The 14,237-nt window shown below is 60.2% G+C and carries 9 protein-coding genes; 1 reads left to right on the top strand and 8 read right to left on the bottom strand.

Annotated elements, in window-relative coordinates; all coding sequences use genetic code 11:
- Positions 1 to 87 precede the first annotated feature (87 nt).
- From TBK1r_RS15090 to TBK1r_RS15110, 5 genes are all read right to left on the bottom strand, one after another.
- Complete coding sequence (locus TBK1r_RS15090; RefSeq protein WP_145212099.1) at positions 88 to 1,725, bottom strand: cation:proton antiporter domain-containing protein; 1,638 nt, start codon at positions 1,723 to 1,725, stop codon at positions 88 to 90.
- A 79-nt stretch (positions 1,726 to 1,804) separates the two neighbouring features.
- Positions 1,805 to 3,724 (bottom strand): adenylate/guanylate cyclase domain-containing protein, encoded by a 1,920-nt coding sequence (locus TBK1r_RS15095; protein ID WP_145212101.1) that lies wholly within the window; start codon positions 3,722 to 3,724, stop codon positions 1,805 to 1,807.
- Between the two features lie 244 nt (positions 3,725 to 3,968).
- The gene (locus TBK1r_RS15100) at positions 3,969 to 5,585 is read right to left on the bottom strand and encodes a PQQ-dependent sugar dehydrogenase (RefSeq protein WP_145212103.1); all 1,617 of its coding nucleotides are present in this window, start codon (positions 5,583 to 5,585) and stop codon (positions 3,969 to 3,971) included.
- A gap of 172 nt (positions 5,586 to 5,757) precedes the next feature.
- Positions 5,758 to 7,947, bottom strand: coding sequence for a hypothetical protein (locus tag TBK1r_RS15105; RefSeq protein ID WP_145212106.1), 2,190 nt, complete (start codon positions 7,945 to 7,947; stop codon positions 5,758 to 5,760).
- Positions 7,948 to 8,201: 254 nt separating this feature from the next.
- Positions 8,202 to 10,481, bottom strand: a complete 2,280-nt coding sequence (locus TBK1r_RS15110; RefSeq protein ID WP_145212108.1) for a leucine-rich repeat domain-containing protein — start codon at positions 10,479 to 10,481, stop codon at positions 8,202 to 8,204.
- A gap of 384 nt (positions 10,482 to 10,865) precedes the next feature.
- Between TBK1r_RS15110 and pyk the strand changes: the two genes are divergently transcribed.
- Positions 10,866 to 12,305 (top strand): pyruvate kinase, encoded by a 1,440-nt coding sequence (gene pyk / locus TBK1r_RS15115; protein WP_145212111.1) that lies wholly within the window; start codon positions 10,866 to 10,868, stop codon positions 12,303 to 12,305.
- A gap of 289 nt (positions 12,306 to 12,594) precedes the next feature.
- Here pyk and TBK1r_RS15120 read toward each other — a convergent pair whose 3' ends face one another.
- The 3 genes from TBK1r_RS15120 to TBK1r_RS15130 all read right to left on the bottom strand — a co-directional run bounded on the left by TBK1r_RS15120 (position 12,595) and on the right by TBK1r_RS15130 (position 14,236).
- Positions 12,595 to 12,984, bottom strand: a complete 390-nt coding sequence (locus tag TBK1r_RS15120; RefSeq protein ID WP_145212114.1) for a hypothetical protein — start codon at positions 12,982 to 12,984, stop codon at positions 12,595 to 12,597.
- A 270-nt stretch (positions 12,985 to 13,254) separates the two neighbouring features.
- Positions 13,255 to 13,731 (bottom strand): DUF6691 family protein, encoded by a 477-nt coding sequence (locus TBK1r_RS15125; protein ID WP_419581368.1) that lies wholly within the window; start codon positions 13,729 to 13,731, stop codon positions 13,255 to 13,257.
- Positions 13,732 to 13,753: 22 nt separating this feature from the next.
- Positions 13,754 to 14,236, bottom strand: a complete 483-nt coding sequence (locus TBK1r_RS15130; RefSeq protein ID WP_145212120.1) for a YeeE/YedE family protein — start codon at positions 14,234 to 14,236, stop codon at positions 13,754 to 13,756.
- Position 14,237: the final 1 nt, after the last annotated feature.

Consider the following 14,237-nt stretch of genomic DNA (forward strand, 5'->3'; position numbering starts at 1 on the left):
ACACGGCTGCCATTGAACCCAAGCCGAACAGCAACGACGCTGCGAAAACGAGTGGCCGAGAGGTGGTGTGCATGATGGGCAAGGGGGTCAGGGTCGCTGGATCAAGAATGCTTGTTCCAATTGATTCAGTTCCCGCAGCAAGGCCAGCGAGGCTTCGGTTTCTTCGGTGACGACGACATCGGCACCGACGCGGCGCAGTTTGGGGACACTGGCCTGGTAGCGGCAGCGAACCAGCAGTTTGCCGTCGGGGTTGATCTTGCGGATCGCGCGGACCACACGCAGGGCCACTTGATCATCCGGGACACAGACGACGATGACGCCGGCGTGATGAACTTCGGCACGCTCCAGGATACTCGTGTCGCTGGCATCACCAGCGACCGTGCGAAATCCCAACTGCGAAAACGGATGCAGATTCACGGGGCTGAGATCCACCAAACAAACGTCTTGCCCCGTGGTTTCCAGCTGGGAGGCAATTCGAGAGCCGATCGGGCCGGCACCGATGATCGTCGCCAGTCGCGTCGTGGTGGATTCGGAATCGGACTTGCGGGGTGTTTCGACATCAATGGTTTCGTCGTGCACCAAACGCAAACCCGTTTTCATCAGCAAGGGAGTCAAGATCAGTGATCCGACCGAGATTGCGATGACACGTTGATAATCGATCTCGCGGAGCACGCCGGATTCGACACCCAACAAGATCAAGACGAAAGCGAATTCACCGACGTGTGCCAGTCCGACCCCCATGCCGAACGCACGTTGCAGCGGCATGCCGGTCAGTCGAAACGCGAGAGTTCCGGCCAACGCTTTCAACGCGATCAGTCCCGCCAGTGCGGCGCCCATCGCGAGCGGTTCGTGCCAAATCAGCGCGGGGTCAAAGATCAATCCGAGTCCGACAAAGAACACGGCGGCAAAGGTCTCGCGGAACGGCAGCACCAACGCATCGATCTGCTTGGTCCAGCGGTTACCGTTAAAAATCAATCCGGCGGCGAACGCGCCCACCGCGGGCGGCAGGCCGACCGCGTGGGCAGCCAACGTCACGCCGCCGAGCGAGACGATCGTAAACAAGATCACCATTTCTGGGCTGCGATAGCCCGCCAGCAACGGGATCAACCAGTTGGACAGACAGTAACGCAGCGTGATCACGGCCAACACGAACAGCAGCGAAACGGCGGCCAACGCCAAATACTGACGCGGACTCGGTGCATTGCCCTCCCCGGTCAAGAGCGGGACCAGCAACAAGAGCGGAATCAAGGCCGCATCTTGGAACAGCAGGATCCCGATGGCGCATCGACCGTGCGGTCGCTGGGATTGCCCCCATTCGGTGAGCGCTTTAAAAACCAACACCGTCGAACTGAACGCGACCGCCGAAGCGATCAGGACGGCCGATTGCCAACTCATCCCGAAGGCGACCAGCAGCGCAACGACGGGCACCGCTACCAGGGTCATCTGCGTCGCTCCGCCGATGAAGAACTTTCTGCCCAAACGTTGTAGGTCATCGAGCGAAAACTCCAGTCCGATCGAAAACAGCAGCAGAAACACGCCGGCTTCGGTGAAGTGTTCCAACTGGTGTGTTTCATCGCGGACCCAGCCGAGCACGCCCTGGCCGAGCAGCGCGCCGACGACCAGATAGCCGATCAACACCGACGCGTGAAGCCACCTGCAGATCAACCCGGCAAGCAGCCCTGCGGCCAGGATAAAAAGCAAGTCGTGAATGAGCGTTTGCGTCATCGCGTTGGGCAGGTGATGAAGGACTCGACCCGATGCGTCGTGCCGGATCTTACCAGTGGGACAAGCGTTCGCAACGTGTTTACTTTTTCGTCAGTGTCAAAACGCCGTCAAAGTCCTTCGAAGGCTCATTCAGTTGGCCGCGGGCACGCTCCAGTAAATCACGACTGGGGCGGTCTTGGGGGTAAGCCTTGATTAGGGTTTCGATGAGTCGGGCTGATTTCTCAAAGCAACCGCGTTCAAACTCGTCGAGCGCCTGCTCGTATTCGATCTTTAGTCGCCGCCAGGTTTCGTCGGGCTGGACCGTGACCTCGTAGACGTTGATGCAGTCTTCGATGCCGACGACCGACAGTTTGGCCAGTCGACGGCATTGGTCGCTGCATCCGGCCGACTGCACGGTCGTCTCGCCGGCCAAACAGGCGACACCGAGTTGCTTGGTCGCCGATTGCAAACGAGAACTGAGGTTGACGGTGTTGCCCAACGGGCCGTACTGGAATTTCTGCCGCGAGCCGACGTTGCCGACCAGCGCCGGCCCGGTGTTGATCCCGACCCCGGCTCCGAATTTCTGTGGCAGCACACTGCTCCACCGCAGACGCAGCTTCTCGATCGCCCGCAGCATCGATTTGGCGCACGCGAGGGCGCGGTCGGCATGGTCGCGTTGGTCGCCGGGGGCACCCCACATCGCGAACACTTCATCGCCCATGTAATTGACCAACACGCCGTCGGAATCGATGACGCACTGGCTGAGCTCGGTCATCACGTCGTTGATCCATTCGATTGCTTTCCGCGGGCCCAGTTTCTCCGTCACGCTGCTGAACTTGCGAATGTCACAGAACAACGCCGTCACGTCGATCTCTTTCGCTTCCATCAGTTGCGGATCGGAAACCAATTGATCGGCCACCTTGGGTGAGAAAAATTCGGCCAAGGAATTGCGGATGCGTTCTTGGTTTCGACGAGCCAGGCCGCCGGCCAACGCCCCGGCCAGGATCTCGATCAACGTCGCTTCCATGTCGCTGATGCCGGTGGACAGCGCGCCGCTCGCGCAAATCGTTCGATCGCCGTAGATGACACCGATCACCTGATGTTCGGCATTCAGAATCGGCGACGCGACGGCACACTGTACGCTCTGCAGTGACGGCGCAAAGCGATCGGCGTCGTTGTCGGCAACGTTCGCGTCGGCGGGATTCGCTCCGCCCATTCCCGCGGTCTTGGGTTGGTGAATCACCGTCAAGCAGGTCTCGCGGACACGTTTGAGCAGCGTCGTGCTGATCCGGCCGCGCGGGTTGCCCAGCGATCCTTCACCGCGGGTGTGGTGGGCGACCTGGAACCAGCCGCCTTCCAATTCCGACTCGACGGGCAACTTGTCGGATTCGGCCGTTTCGCCACGCAGCAAGACGACGGTTCGATCCAGATCCACCATCTCGGCCGCCGCGCTGGCACACTTCTGAAAAAACGCGTTGCTGCCGACCGATTCCTGGACGACTTGCAAGGCCAGCTGGAGCATCTTGTTAACCTCCTGGCCTTCAGATTGGGCAAATTGCCCGATCGCGGCGGTGTGTTCGACGAAGCCCTGCCCACCGGGTACCAGTGGCAGACTTTCCAGGCTTCGGTAGTCGGCCGATCCCATTCCCGACGCATCGACCGCTTCGATCCGCAGGGAAAGCCGTCCGCCCAAATCGACCAGGATTTGTTCCTCGAATCGGCGGGTTTGTCCCGGCGGGATCTCTTGATCGCCGACGATCACGACCGGGCAGTGCTCGTGCAAATTCTTCAGTTCAAAGGCAAACGATTCGATCGGAGAGACTTCCATCCACTGTCGCGACATCTCCTTTTGCCGCACATCGGCAACGATCAGCCGCGTCTCGGTTGCCGTCTGATGCAAGGCGACCGGGGGCGGATCGCCTTTGCGTGGATCTCGTCGCCCGATCACCACCGGCTGGTCAACGTGCACCTCGTTGATTCGCAGTCCGGCATGGAAGGTGGCGAGACGAAGGTGAGACATGGAACGATGTGTTGTTCAGAAAAATGGGTTGGTCAAAAATGGGTTGGTCAAAAAATGAGCTGGTCAAAAGATGAGCTGGTCAAAAGATGGGGCACAGATGACTTGCGACCAACGTACTAGATGGAATCTCAGCCGTGCGAGATGACAGAAAGAGACAGGGAGATAGGGCTGCGTTGGATATTCATTTTTTGACCACCCCATTTTTTGACCCACCGATTCCTAAACCTTGCCCCACCCTGTCGCTCTACCGACGACTGATCCGCAAAAGCGATCCGCTGTCGCGTTGAAATTTATCGTCGACGACCCAGGCATTTCGCAGCAGGACATACAGCGCCCCGTCTGGTGAAAAACGCAGGTCGACCGGACGCCGCAGCCCGCTGGCAAACGTCTCGGCGGGCCCGCCGGTCCGGGCGTCGATGCTGTGGATCCAGCCGTGCACAAAGTCTGCGAAGACATAGCGGCCGGCCAGTGGGGCGCCCGCGGCATCGGGGGCGAAGTCGCCACCGGCGATGGAGGCTTCGCGGTAATGGTGAATCGGTCCGGTGTAGCCTGGTCGATCGATCGGACCGTGTTCGATGTCGGGCCAGCCGTAATTAGTGCCCGCGACCCCGGGATTGATTTCTTCAAACTTCCCGCCCACGTCATTGATCAACATCCGACCGGTGGCTTGATCGATGGCGAAGGTAAACGGGTTGCGGCAACCGAGTGCCCAGATAGCTTGATACTTGCCTTCGGTTTGGTCGACGAAGGGATTGTCTGGTGGGATGGATCCGTCTGCCATCAGGCACAAGATCTTGCCCTGCAGGGCCTTCATGTCCTGCGCGGGTTTCTTTGCCGTCTGTTCGCCGATGCCGACATACAGTTTTCGGTCGGGGCCGAAGTGCAACGCGCCGCCTTGATGGCCGGCCGGGACGTTGCCGCCGAACTTGCTCTGGTCGTCGCCGCGGAGCAAGATTTCTTCGCTGCTGGGGTCCGCGACGTCGCCGCGGACACGAAACCGGCTGACGCGATGATGCGTGAACGGTTCTTTGACGACATAGCAAACGTACAACCAATTCGTCGCCGGGAAATCCGGGTGAACGGTGACACCGATCAGGCCGCGTTCCCAGTGGTGTTCGACGTCCAGGGTGAGCATCGGTTGTTCCAGCAACTTGCCATGCTTGACGACTCTCAGATGACCGTCTTGTTCGCAGACCAGGACACGCCCGTCGTCCAGCACTTCCATCGCGGTCGCGCCGGAGAGTCCGGTGACCAGCATCTGGATTTCGTAGCCGGCGGGGATTCGAATCGGCCCGCGCGTCGCGGAACCGAATTTGTCGCCGACGCCGGTACGCAGCGTTTCCAAGTACGCGATCAGGTCTGTGAATTGCTGCTTCGATAACGCTTTGGCCAAGTTATCGGGCATCGTCGACGTGGCGCTCGGTTTGATCGATTCGATGTCACCGCGGGCGATCCGCCACTGTTTGCCCGCCGAATCCGTCAATAACAGAAACTGTTTGTTTTCCTGCGTGATGACACCCGACCGGACCTCCCCGGAGGAGGTCAGCACGACACTGGTCTGATAGCCCTGGACGATCTGCCGTGACGGTTCCAGCAGGGATTCGATCAGGTGGATGCGATCAAACTTGCCTCCGATCTTGGACAGGTCCGGGCCGACCTTGCCGCCCGACTGGCCGACCTGATGACAGGTCAGGCAACGGGTGATGCGTTCGTCGCGAAAGAGTTGCTTGCCGCGTTGGGCGTCGCCCGCGTGCGTCATCGCATGCCGTGCGAGTTCCGAGACCGAGGGCGGGGCGGCATGCGAATTTGCCGACACGATGGTGGTGACGAGGAAGCAGACGGCGAGCGTGAGACGTTGCATCGTTGATTCCGTGAAAAATAAATCCAGCGCCGCGGCGTCGAAACGCTACGGCAAAGAATACACGAAATCAGATGGACAGAGGCGTTCGAGTTTCGATCGTGTAATCAGGCCTCGAGCCGGTCGACGCCGTGTCGGCTGGCTGAAGACGTTTGCTGCCCTACCAGATCATCTGCTATCGGCGACGTTGCGATTGCGCCGAATCGGCGAGCGACTCGGGGATCCAGGGCGTGCCGGCGCGGAAGACGCGTTGGTGGTACATCGCCAAAGAACGCAACGCGTGTCCTTTGGGACCGATGCTCCAATCGTGATCCAAATCGGAGCCCATCGAGCGGAGGAGGAACGCCACGGCGGCGACCAGACGACGGTCTTGCAATTGATCGTCCGGCGTGACGGTCAACAACCATTCCACGATATGGCCGGTCGTCTGGACCTTGCGATCGACGTTTCCGTTGTCGGCTCGACCGTCGAACCAATTGGTGCTCATCGAACCGTCGCGGTTCTGGAGGGAGTACGCATAGTTGACGAAGTCTTCGGTAAAGATTTCGGCGCGCTTCCACTGGCCCGTGATCGGTTTGCCTTCGGCGCGTCGTTTGCGCAGGGCGTGTGTGTAGCCCATCAGACGATGCGTCCCGCCGCAGGCGCTACCGACGATCGGCTGTTTGAGTTCTTCTTCGATCAGCCGTTCAAAATCCCAGCGGGTTCCATCGGCGGCGACCCACCTGCTGTCGGTGTCGAGATAGTGTGACAGTCCGATCAGCGTGAACGTCAATTCTTCGCCCGCCTTGCAGGCCCGCTTTTCGGAGTCGATCAACGCTGCGACATCGTACTTCACTTTGCCGGCGTACAAGGGATAGTCGGTGGGAACATTGCACATGCCCAACACGGCCAGGAACTGGCCCTGGTGGCCTTGCAATCCGACGCCGCTTTTGGCTTGGATTCCGTTGGCGTCGTGGGTCAGCAGACGTTGCCCACGGCAATTATTATTGCCGGCGATCCAGGCGATCGTGCTGTAGTGCTCGCGCCCAACAACCACCTTGGTTTCCGCACCGAAAACCATCATCGCGTGCATCATGCCCCAGTTACTGCGTCCGGTGGCGATCTCTGGACGCTGGTAAAAGTAGGTCAGGATCCGTTCGATGCCGCGTCGCAGGTTCGCAACCGTGTGCGTCGGAGTGACTTCGGCGGCGGGACGCCCGGTGTAATCAAGGACCGGCGATTCGTCGGGCTGCAAGTCGCTGATCGATGCCGACGCACCGGCGTCGGCTGGGGGTTTCCGGTCGACGCTCTGCCGGGTCGGCTGCGCCGCTTCCTTCTGCGTTACTTCGTTCTGTGTCGCTTCTTTCTTCACCGCCGTCGAGGTGCTTTCGACGAGGTTGGTCAGCGGTTTTCGTTTGGGCAGCGGTTGGGTGTCGTCGACGACAGGTTGCCCCTGAGGCTCGTTGAGCGACGTGGCGGGCTTGTCCGCCTTGGTCGCCGGCTTCTCGCTCTGCTTGGTGTCGCTCTGCTTGGTGTCGCTCTGCTTGGTGTCGCTCTGCTTGGTGTCGCTGTTGTCGGCGGGAGTGCTGGCGTCCGGCGGTGGCAGCAAGGGCAGTTCACCAGCCGGAACCGCGCGTGTCGAGTCGACGGAAGATTTGGCTTCTCCCAGGGACATCGATCGGGCTGACGTCGATCGGGGCTGTGACAAGAACTGCGATTGGGGCTGCGATCGGTTGCGTTTGGAGAAGTCGTCCTGCGGGGGCAGCGCCGGCGCGAGACGCGTCGCCGGTGCCGACTCCGTCGTCGCTTCCACGCCCCCCCGGCCCGATTGGGCAACAGGGTCTCGCAGCGGCGAAACACGATTGATCGCGTCACGGGCGACCCAGCCGTCGTCGAGCACGGCGGCATTTGATGCACGGTCGCTGTGCATCGGACCGATGTCTTGCGATGCGTCCGGCTTCGCCACCGCTTCGTCGGCGTGCTCCGGTGGGGTTGCGTTGGCGTTGTCCAGTTCCACGTCGCCCGGCGTGGGGATCGACGGGGCGGCGGGTTTCCTGGAAGGCAGGCTCGGCAAGGCACCGCGGAAGCGATCCAGGGGCCCGGAGGCGGGTGTTGCGGAAATCGTCTTGGAAGCCGGCTGGGTCAGCGTGTCTTCGGCGACGACGGCGGCCGAAGCGCGCTCCTGGCCCGTCGCGGTGGTCTCAGTCCGCTTCGTCCAAGCGGTCTCGGCAGGCAACACCTCGGGCGTTACCTCGGGCGCAGCCTTGGACTCCACACGACTGACCGTCACGTCCTTCGGCACGGTCACGTTAGCCGGCGCGGTCAGCTGGATGGCTCCGTCGGCGACGGCGACGCCGGCCAAGCCGAGCGCGAGTCCGGCGGTCAATCCGGCAACCGCGGCGCGCAGCTGTCCACGTTTGACGCATTTTGGGGGGGGATTCAGTTGACTTCTAATTGGGCGGGTCGGCACAAGCGGGCTCCATCGAAAGCAGAGGGTTAGTGTCTGCTATCGGAAGCAATTCGCTTGGAATTCACCTAGAAACGCACCTCGATTTGACGAAGAAAAGCTCCGCGAGGTGGGGAATTTGTGCGGGCGGGTTGACTGCCAATTGCGGAAAAATTCCCGATCCGACTCAAGGCCTAGTTTCGTCGCAGCGTGGCGGCGGGATGCTGCTGCAGGAACCGCTGCTGACCCAGTGCAGTGACGCTGTCGGCGCTGACATAAACGTTTTTCAGATTTTTCAGGTCATCCAATTCGGCCAGTCCGTCGTCGCTGATGGATGTTCCGTACAGCCACAACCATTCGAGTTGTTTGAGCTTGCCGATCGATGCCATCGCGGCATCATCCAGGTTCGATTTCGCCACCCCCAGTTGTTTGAGATCGGGACAGGCCTTGACCAGTGCTGCCATGGCGCCATCGGCGATTCGTGCGTTGCTCAGGTGCAGTCGTTCCAGTTTCAGCGTGCCCAGAAGTTCCAGATCCGCTGCCTGGACGACGTTGCCTTCGAGACGAATTTCGGTCAGCCCGGGTAGTTCACGAACGAAGCGAAACACTCCACTATCAAGTTGCGGATTGTCACGCAGCGTCAACTGGGTCAGTGACTTGAGTTCGGCGATGCCGTCGAACGCCTGGTTGGTGATCTGGGGGCAGTTCCCGAAATTGAGCGAGTCGAGTTGCTGCTTGTCGCACAACCCCGTGATCAACGCTTGGACTCCCGCGTCAGTCAGCGGGGCCTTTTGAATCCAGAGTTTGGAAAGCGACGGGATGGCAAGGATGGCATCTTTGCATCCGTCAGTGAGTCGGTTGGACGTGACGGTCAAGGATTGCAGATGGGGATGCGCTTTCAACGCGGCCAGCCCCTGATCGGTGACGGCGTCGGAATCAATCACCAGTCCTTTGATCGGCAGCGTGGCGATCATTCGGACCTGTTGATCGTTGCTGTTGATGCGGGTCATGAAGACGGTGTGGACATCCTTTTCCTGACGCAGCTCTTTGAGCGTTGCGTCGGTCAGTGCGGTGCGCAGGTGGACGTTCTTTTTGTCGATTGCCGTCGTGACGCTGTACGCTTTGGCGGGCGTGAATCCCGGCGAATCGATTCTCAACGTGCGGAGATTGGGAAGCAGCTTTTTCAAGCGATCGGCGCCGGACTGAGTGACATTCGTCGCGCGAAGATTGATGTATCGCAGGTTGGTGAGTTCTTTCAGATGCAACAGCCCTTCGTCACTGACGGGCGAATCGGAGATGGTCAAGTACCTCAGTTCCCTCGCCGAGCCGAGACATTTCATCCCGGCATCGGTGATCGGGGATTGATAGGTCGACAAGGAATGCAGGTCCATTCGGCCGAGATGTTCCCAGCCGGCGAGTGTCAATTCGGGCGACCGCATCAGGGACAGGTAGGTGGCGGTTTTGATTCGCGCCAGATGCTCGCACTGCGGGTCCGTCAATCCGGTCGCGGACAGGTGCAGTTTCGTCAGCTGTGTCAAACGGCTGATGACGTCGACCAAGTGTTCCGTCACCTGCTTTGTCGACAGGCTGAAGGACGTGAGGCGTTGAAGTTCACCGACGGCCTGCAAAGACTCGATGTCGATCGGAGAGAACCAGGAAAGGGATGTTAACCCTTTGACCCCTTTGAGCTGTCGGATGCCGTCGGCGGAGAAGCGGTTGTCGAGCAGATGCAGTCCCGTCAGCGCGGGAAGATGTTGAAGTTGTGCCAGCCCCATGTCGGTCACCGCGGTGCCGGCGAAGGACAAGTCGGTCAGCTGTTTGCAATCGAACAGGTGTTTGAGGCCGCCGTCGGTGATACCGTTGCCGGACAGGTTGACTCGCCGCAGTCGGGGAAGAAACTTGAGCCAGAACAGATCCTCGTCGCGGCTGATTTGCAGAGAATAAATCTCTCCGCGGGTGGATCGCTGGACGCGGACCCCGGCGGCGATCAGTGCTTCCACGGCGAGTTCTTCTTTCGTCATCCTCAACCGTTTGGATTCCGACGCGGCCAGTTTGGCGATTCGCTTGGTGTCGTCCGCGGCGAGCCGGTCGAGAGCCATCAGGGCCGCCTCGGTGCATTCACTGTCGCGGGTGATTTCCGCCAGCGCGCGGACGCATCGTTCGGCAACGTTGAAATCGTCGTCGCCGGCGGCATGTTCCAAACTCGCGATCGCGTCCCTGCCGCATTCGATCAAGAACAGATAGGCCGCGTGCCGCCGCGAGAATTTGGGGTCGGACAGTTGGTCGATGGCCGTTTCGATCGACCGTTCATCAGCGCGGTGTGGCGTTGACGGCTCGCTCGGTTGATTCGAGTGTTCAGCTTGCCGGGCGGAGCTTTCTTGGGCTGAATCTTCTTGGGAGGGGGCCACCGACGCGACCACCCCGCAAACCCAAACCGCTGCGAGCACCGTGACAGAGCGAAGCCTACGAGTCATCGAACCCACCCCAGAAAAGATTGCTGCAAAACCAGACGCTCACGCGCTCCCCCAGACTCCCTCCATTGAACCGATCAGTTTAACCGATCAGTGGGATCGTTTTGGACGGTCATCGCCACGCTTCGGTGAATTTCTACGCATCGGACCGCAACGCCTTGTCAGAGGTTCAGGCCATCATGCCACTGCAAAGCGTTCTGACGTGGAGAGAGCGCCGTTGGCGACACGCGGCCATTTTTTGATTTCCTAGGTGGTGCAGGTGCACGCTAACTGGCATGCATGGTCGTGATTTAGCCATCGTTCAGATCGATATTGCATCGGATATCGCGTCCGCCAAACTGTCATCGGTCTCGACGCACGTTCTGTTTGCATGGCAGTGAGTTCACCATGGCTGATACGCAACGCCCCTTTCGGCACACCAAAATTGTCGCGACGATCGGTCCGGCAACCGAGACACTTGAGAAGCTGGAAGCCCTCATCGAGGCCGGCGTCGACATCATTCGGCTGAACATGGCTCACGGCAGCGTGGAATGGGTGGGGGAGATCATCGCGCGAATTCGCCAGGCCTCGCATCATGTGGGACGCGAAGTTGCCATCATGATGGACGTCAAGGGTCCCGAAGTGCGCACCGGGCCGGTCGATGCCGCGATCGAGTTGAAGTCCGGGGACCGATTGGAATTGCACACGCAACCGTTTCAACTCAGCGACGATGGCGTGCACCGCGTCTCGGTCAATTACCCCGACTTGCCCGCCGATGTCGAAGTCGGCGCGACCGTGTTGATCGACAGCGGGCTGCTGCGAACCAAGGTGATGGAGAAGACGGACTGCTCGGTGGCCTTGGAAGTCATCACACCCGGCAAACTCGGATCACGTCGACACATCAACTTGCCGGGCACGCGAATCAATTTGCCCGCCCTGACCCACAAAGACGAAACGGATCTGCGTGCCGGTGTGGCCGCCGGGTTGGACTTCGTCGCGCTCTCGTTTGTACGCCAGGCTGCCGACATCGCCACGTTGCAAGCGTTTCTCGATGAACTCGATAGCTGCGCCAAGATCATCGCCAAAATCGAAGATCAGGCGGGCGTGGAAAACATGGAGGAGATCATTCGAGAATCTGACGGCGTGATGGTCGCACGCGGTGATCTGGGAATCGAAATCGAATACCACAAATTGCCGCTGGTCCAAACCCAGCTGGTCAATGCCTGCCAGGTCCAGGGGAAACCGGTGATCATCGCGACGCATCTGTTGGAGTCGATGATTCAGTCTCCGATCCCCACCCGCGCCGAAATCTCAGACGTTTCCAACGCCATTCGAGAACAAGCCGACGCGATCATGCTGTCCGGTGAAACGACCGTCGGCGCGTACCCTCTGGAAGCGGTCGAAGTGCTGAAGAATATCGTTGAGAGCATCGAGCCGTCGGTCGATGGCCAAATCAATCGACGCATTCAGCTTCACACGCCCAAGGCCAAGATGCTTCGTTCGGCAGTGGTGTTGGCCAAAGAACTCGGTCACTCCGGCGTCGTCGTGTTCACGCGGAGCGGATTCCTGGCTTACGTGCTCGGCGCGATGCGGGCCCAAGAGGTTCCGATCTACGCGTTCACCGACATCCCGTCGACGTTCCATCAATTGATGCTGCCGTGGGGCGTCGAGCCCTTTCTGATGGAGTTCTCCGATGACCCCGAACACACCATTCAAAAAGCGTTGGCTCAGCTGAAAGCGAAGGGTTGGGCTACGCGCGGCGAATGGCTGGTCGTGATCACCAACGCCTTGGCCGATGACAAGATCATCGACACGCTTCAATTGCGACAGGTCAACGGGGAGTCGTGATGGGAGACCGGAGGGCTCGCGCCCTGCCGCTACGAATTCATTGATGCGCGAACGCACCGTGTTAGCGGAACGGCGCGAGCCGTCCGGTGATGGGAGACCGGAGGGCTCGCGCCCTGCCGCTATGAATTTGCCGATGCGCGAACGCACCGTGTTAGCGGAACGGCGCAAGCCGTCCGGTGATGCGAGACCGGAGGGCTCGCGCCCTGCCGCTACGAATTTGCTGATGCGCGAACGCACCGTGTTAGCGGAACGGCGCGAGCCGTCCGGTGATGCGCGAGGCCGCCCAACGCTAACGTCGAAGCATCGCCTCCAGCTCCGCCAACGCGCTCTTGGCTCGATTCAATCCCCCGACGGATTTGACGAATTGCATCGCCAGGGTCATGTGATCGTTAGACGTGCCCTCGGCCGACGTCGCGCCGGCCGACTCCGATGGCAGCTTTGCCGTCATCGAAACACCCAGGCTCGGACTGAAATGATCGTCGGCTCCACCCACCTGGTCGGCAACCTCGTCGGCGGCATTGACCAGATCGTGGTGGACTTGTTCAACCGTGGCCGCCGACGTCTTGATGCGAAAACGCTTTTCCACCGCGTCGACCACGTCGACGTAATCCATCGCTCCGCCTTCGGCGATCACTCGCTTGATCGCGTCGATTTCCGATTGCTCACTCGATTGCGTCATCTGCCCGTTCCTCCGCTTGAGTTCGGTGAGACCTGGACGGTTGGGGGGGCGGCCTCGGTTTGGGGTGCAGGCAGGGGCAAACACCGTGCCGGAACGGAGAGATCGAGGTCGATTGAAACGCCCGGACGCCGCGAACCGGCTGATGTCAATCCAAGACCAACCGTTTGACGCCCGCCGACGGGCCTCGGCCCGACCGAACCCGCGCCGAGAAACCGGCATCGCGACTGCGCCATATCGCACAGCGGGTGTGCCAATCGCGCCCAGAGGTTATCAATGCGGCAGCTTCGGTTTTAGGGCGGCATAGCTGAACATGCCCAGCAACGCGCCGACCAGCGTGAACAGCGCCATCCACTGGCCGCCTCCGATTTGGGCATAGATCGGTCCCGGGCAGGCACCCGTGATCGCCCACCCGGCGCCAAACAACATGCCACCGATGACGACACCGGTGTGATAGGGTTTGGGCGAGTACTTGATCGGCTTTCCTTCGATCGACCGGATCTGGAATCGTTTGATGACCTGCATCGAAAACATCGCGACCACGATGGCCGTCACGATGATCAAATACATGTGGGCTTCACGAAACAAAAACATGTCGTGAATGCGTTGCCAGTGGGCGACTTCGCTCTTGCTAAACAGGATGCCCAAGTAAACGCCCATCAGCAGCACCATCAGGTAGGCCGCTGGAGAAGTCGCGGGCTTGGCTTGCTCGGCTTGCTTGGGTGGTTGCGAGTCGTTTGTTTCCGTCATCGTTTCCATCATGATCTCCTCGTTAGAACAACCACCCACCGAGTCCCCACGTCACGGCCAACCCGCCGGCAAAGAAACAGACCGTCGCCAGCAGGCTGGGCCAATTCAAGTTGGCGATGCCGGTGATCGAGTGGCCCGACGTGCAACCGCCCGCGTAACGCGTTCCGAACCCGATCAGGAATCCGCCGACGAGTAACTTGATCGCTCCGGAAACACTTTCCATCGAGGCCGGCAGAAACGGTTTCGGGTCCGCCGACAAAAATTGGGTGGCCACGAAGGCCCCGATCGCGATCCCGATGGCGAACACGATCGTCCACAGATTGGCTTTGCGGTCGAACTTGGAAAAGTATTCCAGTTTGCTGTGGGGGGAACACAGCGCACCGATCTCTTGCAGACTGGTCGAGATCCCGAACGCTTTGCCGGCCAACAGGTACAGCAGCGGAACGGTCAAACCGATCAGGATCCCCGAGAGCCACCAGGGCCAGGGTTGCATCAGCCATTGCATG

It is taken from the genome of Stieleria magnilauensis (genome assembly GCA_007753675.1).
GTDB classification, from domain to species: Bacteria; Planctomycetota; Planctomycetia; order Pirellulales; family Pirellulaceae; genus Stieleria; species Stieleria magnilauensis.

What these genes read in the sequence shown, in the direction of transcription:
- TBK1r_RS15090 (WP_145212099.1), bottom strand. Translation starts at nt 1,725, where the DNA reads ATGACGCAAACGCTCATTCACGACTTGCTTTTTATCCTGGCCGCAGGG.
- TBK1r_RS15095 (WP_145212101.1), bottom strand. Translation starts at nt 3,724, where the DNA reads ATGTCTCACCTTCGTCTCGCCACCTTCCATGCCGGACTGCGAATCAAC.
- TBK1r_RS15100 (WP_145212103.1), bottom strand. Translation starts at nt 5,585, where the DNA reads ATGCAACGTCTCACGCTCGCCGTCTGCTTCCTCGTCACCACCATCGTG.
- TBK1r_RS15110 (WP_145212108.1), bottom strand. Translation starts at nt 10,481, where the DNA reads ATGACTCGTAGGCTTCGCTCTGTCACGGTGCTCGCAGCGGTTTGGGTT.
- pyk (WP_145212111.1), top strand. Translation starts at nt 10,866, where the DNA reads ATGGCTGATACGCAACGCCCCTTTCGGCACACCAAAATTGTCGCGACG.
- TBK1r_RS15120 (WP_145212114.1), bottom strand. Translation starts at nt 12,984, where the DNA reads ATGACGCAATCGAGTGAGCAATCGGAAATCGACGCGATCAAGCGAGTG.
- TBK1r_RS15125 (WP_419581368.1), bottom strand. Translation starts at nt 13,731, where the DNA reads ATGACGGAAACAAACGACTCGCAACCACCCAAGCAAGCCGAGCAAGCC.
- TBK1r_RS15130 (WP_145212120.1), bottom strand. Translation starts at nt 14,236, where the DNA reads ATGCAATGGCTGATGCAACCCTGGCCCTGGTGGCTCTCGGGGATCCTG.